An 8,212-nucleotide genomic window follows, 5' to 3' on the forward strand; every position below is an offset into this window, starting at 1 on the left:
GGCGCCACCAGCCTCTCGATGTCGCCCGCGGCCCTCGCCGACGTGCGCGCCGAGCTCGCCCTCCACACGCGCGAGGAGGCGGAGGCCCTGGCCGCCGTCGCCCTCGCCGCCGACAGCGCCGTCGAGGCGCGCGCCGCGGTCACCGCAGCATCGGCGCCCGCCACCGTCTGACCCGCACCCGACCGACCAGCTCGATCCACCCCCTCACCACCGCAGCCCGGCGGGCCGACAGCAGGCCCGCCGCCCATCCCGACAGGAGCACCACCCCCATGACGACGACGTCACCCACCCGCAGCACGGGACAGTCCGTGCGGCTCGGCGTGCAGAAGTTCGGCACGTTCCTCAGCGGCATGATCATGCCGAACATCGCGGCGTTCATCGCCTGGGGCCTGCTCACGGCCCTGTTCATCCCGGACGGCTACCTGCCCAACGAGCAGCTCGCCGGCCTCGTCGCGCCCGTGCTGTACTTCCTCCTCCCGCTGCTCATCGCGAACACCGGAGGCCGCATGGTCTACGACGCGCGCGGCGGCGTGGTCGCGAGCATCGCGACCATGGGCGTCATCGTCGGCACGGTGGGCACCCCGTACTTCGACGGCGGCAGCCCGATGTTCCTCGGCGCCATGATCACGGGCCCGCTCGCGGCGTACCTGCTGAAGGTCATCGAGCGCCTCTGGATCGACCGGATCCGCCCCGGCTTCGAGATGCTCGTCAACAACTTCTCCGCCGGCATCCTCGGCGCGATCTTCGCGATCGGCGCCTACTTCGGCCTCACCCCGGTGATCCGCGGCATCACGTCGGTGCTCGGCGGCGGCGTCGGCTTCCTCGTCGACAACGGCCTGCTGCCCCTCACGAGCATCGTGATCGAGCCGGCGAAGGTGCTGTTCCTCAACAACGCCATCAACCAGGGCATCCTGACCCCCCTCGGCACCGAGGAGGCGACCCGCACCGGCAAGAGCATCCTGTTCCTGCTCGAGGCGAACCCCGGCCCCGGTCTCGGTGTGCTCCTCGCCTTCACGATCTTCGGCGTGGGCGTCGCCCGCAGCACGGCCCCCGGCGCGATCCTCATCCAGTTCGTCGGCGGCATCCACGAGATCTACTTCCCGTACGTGCTGTCCAAGCCGCTCCTGTTCCTCGCGGTCATCGCGGGTGGCGCCTCGGGCGTCGCGACCAACGTCGCGTTCGGCTCGGGCCTCCGCGGCCCCGCCTCGCCCGGCAGCATCATCGCCGTGCTCGGCCAGACCGAGCGCAACAGCTTCCCCGGCGTGATCCTCTCGGTCATCATCTCGGCGGCCGTCACCTTCGTCATCGCGGCGGTCATCCTCCGCACCGGCAAGAAGGGCGACGGCGACTTCGGCGCCGCGGTCCAGGCCACGCAGGCCAACAAGGGCAAGGAGTCCTCGATCCTCTCCGGGCTCGGCGCCGAGACCGGCACCGCGGGCACGGTCGGCGGCCTCGCCGACGGCGCCAGCGCCACGGGCACGGACGGCGGCACGGCCACGGCCACCCGCATCCAGGACATCGTGTTCGCCTGCGACGCAGGCATGGGCTCGTCCGCCATGGGGGCCTCGGTCCTCCGCAACAAGATGAAGAAGGCCGGCGTCACCGACGTCACGGTCGTCAACAAGGCGATCGCGGCCCTCGACGGCACGGCCGACCTCGTGATCACGCAGCGCGAGCTCACCGACCGCGCCCGCCAGAAGAGCCCGTCCTCGGAGCACGTCTCCGTCGACAACTTCATGAACTCGCCGCGCTACGACGAGATCGTGGAGCTGGTCCAGAAGCAGCGCTCGGAGGGCTGATCCCCCGGGTCCGCCGTCGAGGCGGACCCGCCGCACCACCGCAGTCGCGGGGGCCGGGCCATGCTGGAAGGCACCGCCCGGCCCCCGCATCACGCACTACACGTCAGGAGCACCATGTCGAACGTCCTCGAACCCGCCCAGATCCGCGTCGGCGGCACCGCGTCGAGCGTGGAGGAGGCCATCGCCGAGGCGGCGGGCATCCTCGTCGCCGCGGGCGCCGTCACCCCCGAGTACGAGGGGTTCATGCTCGAGCGCGAGAAGAGCGTCTCGACCTACATGGGCAACCTGCTCGCCATCCCGCACGGCACCAACGAGGGCAAGGACACGATCCTCGACTCGGCGCTCTCCTTCGTCCGCTACGACGCCCCCATCGACTGGGCGGGCAACGAGGTGCGCTTCGTCGTCGGCATCGCCGGCAAGGACAACGGCCACCTCGAGATCCTCAGCAAGATCGCCATCATCTTCAGCGACGACGACGAGGTGCAGAAGCTCCTCGACGCCCCCGACGCCGAGGCCCTGTACGCCCTCCTGGCCGAGGTGAACGAGGCGTGAAGGCCGTCCACTTCGGCGCCGGCAACATCGGCCGCGGCTTCGTCGGGCTGATCCTGCACGAGGCCGGCTACGAGGTCGTCTTCGCCGACGTCAACGCCGAGCTCATCGGGCACCTCGCCTCCGCCGACTCCTACCGCGTCACCGAGGTCGGCCCGCACGCGCGCGACTGGACCGTCACCGGCTTCCGCGCGATCGACAGCGCGGCCGACGGCGATGCGCTCATCCAGGAGATCGCGACGGCCGACGTCGTGACCACCGCAGTGGGGCCGGCCATCCTCCGCTTCGTCGCCCCCGCGATCGCCGCCGGGCTCCGTGCGCGCTCGGCGGATCTCGGCCCCGTCGCCGTCATGGCGTGCGAGAACGCGATCAACGCGACGGACACCCTCCGCGCCGAGATCGAGACGGCGCTCGGCGACGACACCGCCGCGCTCACCCGCGCGGTCTTCGCGAACACGGCGGTGGACCGGATCGTGCCGAACCAGGATCCCGCCGCGGGCCTCGACGTGACCGTCGAGGACTTCTCGGAGTGGGTCGTGGAGCGCACGCCCTTCGGCGACGCGGTGCCCGAGATCGCGGGCGCCACGTTCGTCGACGACCTCGCGCCCTACATCGAGCGCAAGCTCTTCACGGTGAACACGGGCCACGCGACCGTCGCGTACCACGGCTACGCGCGCGGCGCCGTGAGCCAGTCGGACGCCATGGCGATCCCCGAGGTCGCCGACGAGGTGCGCCAGGTGCTCGAGGAGACGAGCGCGCTGCTCGTCGCCAAGCACGGCCTCGACGAGGCCGAGCAGGCGGCCTACCGCGAGAAGAACCTCGCCCGCTTCGCCAATGCGGCGCTCGCGGACACCGTCGAGCGCGTCGGCCGCCAGCCGCTGCGCAAGCTCTCCCGCGAGGAGCGCTTCGTCGGCCCCGCGTCGCAGCTCGCCGAGCGCGGCCTCCCGAACGACGCCCTGGTGCGCGCGATGGGCCAGGCGCTCCGCTTCGACCCCGCCGGCGACCCGCAGGCGCTCGAGCTGCAGGGGCTGCTCGCGACGGACACGGCCGCCGACCTCGTGCGCCGCGTCACGGGCCTCGAGGACCAGCACCCGCTGACCGCCGAGCTCGTCGCCCTCGTCGACGCCGCGCAGGCCGACCGCCGCAGCGCCCCGCGCCACCGCGCGTAGCGGACGCCAGCAGCAGGACCGGCACGGGCCGGGCGGGCGACCGCCCGGCCCGTCGTGCGTCCCGCTAGCGCAGGATCCGCGGATCCGGCCGCGACACGCGGGGAGAATTGCGACACGCCCGGGGATGCCGTACTCTAGACCGTTGGTGCTCGGCCGCCTCCCGGCGTGCCCGCTGCACCTGCGCCTCACCATGATGCGCATCCGCACGAACAGCAGACACCACCTCTAGCGACAGTGAGTATATGGCCAAGAAAGACGGCGTCATCGAGATCGAAGGCGGAGTTGTCGAAGCTCTGCCGAACGCGATGTTCCGCGTTGAGCTGAGCAACGGGCACAAGGTCCTCGCCCACATCTCGGGCAAGATGCGTCAGCACTACATCCGCATCCTCCCCGAGGACCGCGTGATCGTGGAGCTGAGCCCGTACGACCTCACGCGCGGCCGGATCGTCTACCGCTACAAGTAGGCCTGCTGCGAAGGAACGGCCCCGCATCCGCGGCGGCACGAGGCCAGCGAGAACGAAAGCAAGGAAGCATCATGAAGGTCAACCCCAGCGTCAAGAGGATCTGCGAGAAGTGCAAGGTCATCCGACGCAACGGCCGCGTGCGCATCATCTGCGAGAACCCGCGACACAAGCAGGTCCAGGGCTAGTCAGCACGATCGCACGGCACCACCGCACCACCTGAAGAAGAACGACAGCAGCGCCGGAATCCGGGGTCCGCGAGGATCCGGGGGACACCATCGGTCGGAGGCCGATGCACAGGCTCTGCTGCAGACCTCCACCCATCACCAGGAGAAGCCTCAATGGCACGTCTAGCAGGCGTCGACCTCCCGCGCGACAAGCGCGTCGAGATCGCACTCACGTACATCTACGGCGTCGGCCGCACCTCGAGCGTCAAGACCCTCGAGGACACCGGCATCGACAAGAACATCCGCGTCAAGGACCTGAGCGACGACCAGCTCATCGCCCTCCGCGACTACATCGACGGGAACTTCAAGGTGGAGGGCGACCTCCGCCGCGAGGTGGCCGCCGACATCCGCCGCAAGGTCGAGATCGGCAGCTACGAGGGCATCCGCCACCGCCGCGGCCTCCCTGTCCACGGGCAGCGCACGAAGACCAACGCTCGTACCCGCAAGGGCCCGAAGCGCACCGTAGCCGGCAAGAAGAAGGCGCGCTAGGCCTCGGCCCGCGCCTCGCCACCCGTAGACACAGGAGAATTCCATGGCAGCACCCAAGTCGGCTGTTCGCAAGCCGCGCCGCAAGGACAAGAAGAACATCGCCGTAGGCCAGGCCCACATCAAGAGCACCTTCAACAACACCATCGTCTCGATCACGGACCCGACCGGTGCCGTCATCAGCTGGGCGTCCTCGGGCGTCGTCGGCTACAACGGCTCGCGCAAGTCGACGCCGTTCGCCGCGCAGCTCGCCGCCGAGTCGGCCGCCCGCCAGGCGCAGGAGCACGGCATGAAGAAGGTCGACGTGTTCGTCAAGGGACCCGGCTCCGGCCGCGAGACCGCGATCCGCTCGCTCCAGGCCGCCGGCCTCGAGGTGGGCTCGATCAACGACGTCACCCCGCAGGCGCACAACGGCTGCCGCCCGCCCAAGCGCCGCCGCGTCTAGCTCGCGCTGATCGGCCGCTGCCGTCCCGCTCCACCAGGAGGGGACGGCGTCGGCCGATCCGCCGTGTGTCCGTTCGACCAATTCACTACCCGCCCGGGCCGCCATCCGGGGGGCATCGCAGGCGTCATATAGCGGACGCCTCGCCGAAAGGAAACAACACAGTGCTCATTGCGCAGCGCCCCACCCTCACCGAGGAGCAGATCTCGGAGTTCCGCTCGCGGTTCGTCATCGAGCCGCTCGAGCCCGGCTTCGGCTACACGCTCGGCAACTCGCTCCGCCGCACGCTCCTCTCGTCCATCCCCGGCGCGGCTGTCACCAGCATCCGGATCGACGGCGTGCTGCACGAGTTCAGCACCGTCCCCGGCGTGAAGGAGGACGTGACCGAGATCATCCTCAACATCAAGGGCCTCGTCGTCTCCAGCGAGCACGACGAGCCGATCACCGCGTACCTGCGCAAGCAGGGTGCCGGCCAGGTCACGGCCGCCGACATCTCCGCTCCCGCGGGCGTCGAGATCCACAACCCCGAGCTCGTCATCGCCACGCTCAACGAGAAGGCGAAGTTCGAGCTGGAGCTGACGATCGAGCGCGGCCGCGGCTACGTCTCCGCGACCCAGAACCGCAGCGAGTTCAGCGAGGCCGGCCAGATCCCGGTCGACTCGATCTACTCGCCCGTGCTCAAGGTCACCTACCGCGTCGAGGCCACCCGTGCCGGCGAGCGCACCGACTTCGACCGCCTCGTGGTCGACGTCGAGACGAAGTCCGCCATCACGCCGCGCGACGCGATCGCGTCCGCCGGTCGCACGCTCACCGAGCTGTTCGGCCTGGCGCGCGAGCTCAACTCGGCCGCAGAGGGCATCGAGATCGGCCCCGCGCCGGTCGACGCCGTCCTCAGCTCCGAGCTGTCGATGCCCATCGAGGACCTCGACCTCTCGGTGCGGTCGTACAACTGCCTCAAGCGCGAGGGCATCAACAACGTCAGCGAGCTCGTCGCCCTCTCGGAGACGCAGCTCATGAACATCCGCAACTTCGGACAGAAGTCGGTGGATGAGGTCAAGGACAAGCTGGTCGAGCTCGGTCTGTCGCTGAAGGACGCCGTCCCCGGCTTCGACGGCGCGCACTACTACAGCTACGACGAGGACGAGACCACCACCAACTGATCCGTCCGGCCCCGGCCCGACGCCTTCTTTCGACACTTACGGAGACAAGACCATGCCCAAGCCCACCAAGGGTCCCCGCCTCGGAGGCGGCCCGGCGCACGAGCGCCTCATGCTCGCGAACCTGGCCCAGAGCCTCTTCGAGCACAAGTCCATCAAGACGACCGAGACGAAGGCCAAGCGCCTGCGTCCCGTCGCGGAGCGCCTCGTGACGTTCGCCAAGCGCGGCGACCTGCACGCCCGCCGCCGCGTCATGGGGATCATCCCCTCGAAGAGCGTCGTGCACGAGCTCTTCACGGAGATCGCGCCCCTCGTCGCCGAGCGCGACGGCGGCTACACCCGCATCACGAAGCTCGGCTTCCGCAAGGGCGACAACGCCCCCATGGTGCAGATCGAGCTCGTGCTCGAGCCCGTGACCCCGAAGGTGCGCTCCTCGCGCACCACGACCGCGACGGCTCCCGCCGCCGCGGCCCCGGTCGCCGAGGCGGAGCCCACGGAGTCCGACGTGCCGGTCGAGGAGACCGACGCGGTCGAGCACACCGACGAGACCCCCGCGGAGACGACCGACGCGGCCGCCGCCGAGGTCGAGGCCGACGCCGCGGAGAAGTCCGACAAGTAGCACCGCACCATCACGAGAGCCCCCGACGCCCTGCGCGTCGGGGGCTCTCGTGCGTACGGGGACGCCGGGTCCGGAGCGGCGGGCCCCGGTACCCTGGACGGATGACCGACACGAGCACGACCATGCCGGACGACGCCCCCATCCCGCTGCCCGAGGGACCAGACGGCATCACCTGGCGCGCCGCGTCCCCCGACGACGTGGACGCCCTCGTCGAGCTGCAGGGCCTCCTGGCCGACGCCGACCACCCGGACCACCGCCCCACGCGCGACGAGGTCGCGATGTCCATGGGGTTCTCCTACGTCGACCTGTCGCGGGACGCGATCGTGGCCGTCGACGCGGACGGCCGCCTCGCCGCCGAGGGATCCGCGATCGTCAAGCCCGACGACGAGAGCGTCGTGCGCGGCCACATCTCCGGCGGCGTCCGCCCGGACCTCCGCCGTCGCGGCATCGGCGGGCGCCTGCTCGACTGGCAGGTCGCCCGAGCCACGCAGGCGCTCGAGGTCGCGCAGCCCGCGGATCACGTCGAGGGTCCGGTGCCCACGCGCATGGGCATCGAGTTCCCCGACGACGTCGCCGGGGCGACCGCGCTCGCGACCTCGCGCGGCTTCACGCCCAGCCGATACTTCATCGAGATGCACCGCGACCTGGCGACCGAGCTCCCCGAGGTGCCGGCGCCCGAGGGCCTCCGGCTGATCCCCGTCACGCGGGAGTGGTGGGAGCGCGCCCGGCTCGCGAAGAACGACGTGTTCCGCGACCACTGGGGATCCGAGCCCATCAGCGTCGAGCGGTGGGAGGCATTCCTGTCGCTGCCGACCGCGCGTGACGACCTCTCGGTCATCGCCGTCACGGGCGACGACGCGGACGCGCAGGTCGCCGGGTTCGCGATGACGGAGATCCACCCGCAGAACTGGGAGGCGGCCGGCTACTCGTCCGCGTACGTCGCCCTCGTCGGCGTGCGCCGCGAGTTCCGCGGGCGCCGGCTGGCGCAGGCGCTCCTGTCCGCCGCCCTCGCCGCGTTCCGCGCCGAGGGCCTCGACCGCGCGGTGCTCGACGTCGACTCCGACAGCCCGACCGGCGCGCTCGACCTGTACGAGCACCTGGGCTTCACACAGTCGAGCCGCACCGTGGTCTTCGAGCGCGAGGTCGGCATGACGCGCCCCCGGGGATCCGCCGGCCGATGACGGACCGCGACGCGGCCGCGGGCGGCGCGCGCCTCCGCCTCGACGTCGCGTACGACGGCACCGGCTTCGCCGGCTGGGCCAAGCAGCCCGGGCTCCGCACCGTGCAGGGCGCCCTCGAGGAC

Annotated in this window: 10 protein-coding genes and 1 pseudogene; all 11 read left to right on the forward strand. The window is 70.9% G+C overall.

The window, feature by feature from the left end:
• The first annotated feature begins 269 nt into the window (after positions 1 to 269).
• Positions 270 to 1,799, forward strand: a complete 1,530-nt coding sequence (locus DZG00_RS09530; RefSeq protein ID WP_119382827.1) for a PTS mannitol transporter subunit IIBC — start codon at positions 270 to 272, stop codon at positions 1,797 to 1,799.
• Positions 1,800 to 1,913: 114 nt separating this feature from the next.
• The gene (locus tag DZG00_RS09535) at positions 1,914 to 2,351 is read left to right on the forward strand and encodes a PTS mannitol transporter subunit IIA (RefSeq protein WP_119382828.1); all 438 of its coding nucleotides are present in this window, start codon (positions 1,914 to 1,916) and stop codon (positions 2,349 to 2,351) included.
• The gene (locus tag DZG00_RS09540; protein ID WP_119382829.1) at positions 2,348 to 3,517 is read left to right on the forward strand and encodes a mannitol-1-phosphate 5-dehydrogenase; all 1,170 of its coding nucleotides are present in this window, start codon (positions 2,348 to 2,350) and stop codon (positions 3,515 to 3,517) included. Before DZG00_RS09535 ends, DZG00_RS09540 begins: the two co-directional genes overlap by 4 nt.
• A gap of 242 nt (positions 3,518 to 3,759) precedes the next feature.
• Complete coding sequence (gene infA, locus DZG00_RS09545; RefSeq protein ID WP_012039277.1) at positions 3,760 to 3,981, forward strand: translation initiation factor IF-1; 222 nt, start codon at positions 3,760 to 3,762, stop codon at positions 3,979 to 3,981.
• A 71-nt stretch (positions 3,982 to 4,052) separates the two neighbouring features.
• Positions 4,053 to 4,166 (forward strand): 50S ribosomal protein L36, encoded by a 114-nt coding sequence (gene rpmJ, locus DZG00_RS09550; RefSeq protein ID WP_086515377.1) that lies wholly within the window; start codon positions 4,053 to 4,055, stop codon positions 4,164 to 4,166.
• Between the two features lie 153 nt (positions 4,167 to 4,319).
• Complete coding sequence (gene rpsM / locus DZG00_RS09555; RefSeq protein WP_015491172.1) at positions 4,320 to 4,694, forward strand: 30S ribosomal protein S13; 375 nt, start codon at positions 4,320 to 4,322, stop codon at positions 4,692 to 4,694.
• A gap of 43 nt (positions 4,695 to 4,737) precedes the next feature.
• Entirely contained in the window at positions 4,738 to 5,136 is a 399-nt protein-coding gene (gene rpsK, locus DZG00_RS09560) for a 30S ribosomal protein S11 (RefSeq protein WP_012039274.1), read from the forward strand.
• Between the two features lie 161 nt (positions 5,137 to 5,297).
• Positions 5,298 to 6,293 (forward strand): DNA-directed RNA polymerase subunit alpha, encoded by a 996-nt coding sequence (locus DZG00_RS09565; protein ID WP_086515376.1) that lies wholly within the window; start codon positions 5,298 to 5,300, stop codon positions 6,291 to 6,293.
• A gap of 52 nt (positions 6,294 to 6,345) precedes the next feature.
• On the forward strand, positions 6,346 to 6,909 hold the full coding sequence (gene rplQ, locus DZG00_RS09570; RefSeq protein ID WP_119455569.1) for a 50S ribosomal protein L17: 564 nt from the start codon (positions 6,346 to 6,348) through the stop codon (positions 6,907 to 6,909).
• A gap of 101 nt (positions 6,910 to 7,010) precedes the next feature.
• Positions 7,011 to 8,090, forward strand: a complete 1,080-nt coding sequence (locus DZG00_RS09575; RefSeq protein WP_233549220.1) for a GNAT family N-acetyltransferase — start codon at positions 7,011 to 7,013, stop codon at positions 8,088 to 8,090.
• Positions 8,087 to 8,212 (forward strand): annotated as a pseudogene (locus DZG00_RS09580) (tRNA pseudouridine(38-40) synthase TruA); the annotation flags it as partial. The gene DZG00_RS09575 and the pseudogene DZG00_RS09580, both read left to right, overlap by 4 nt.

This window comes from Clavibacter lycopersici (assembly GCF_003576405.1).
Taxonomy (GTDB): Bacteria; Actinomycetota; Actinomycetes; order Actinomycetales; family Microbacteriaceae; genus Clavibacter; species Clavibacter lycopersici.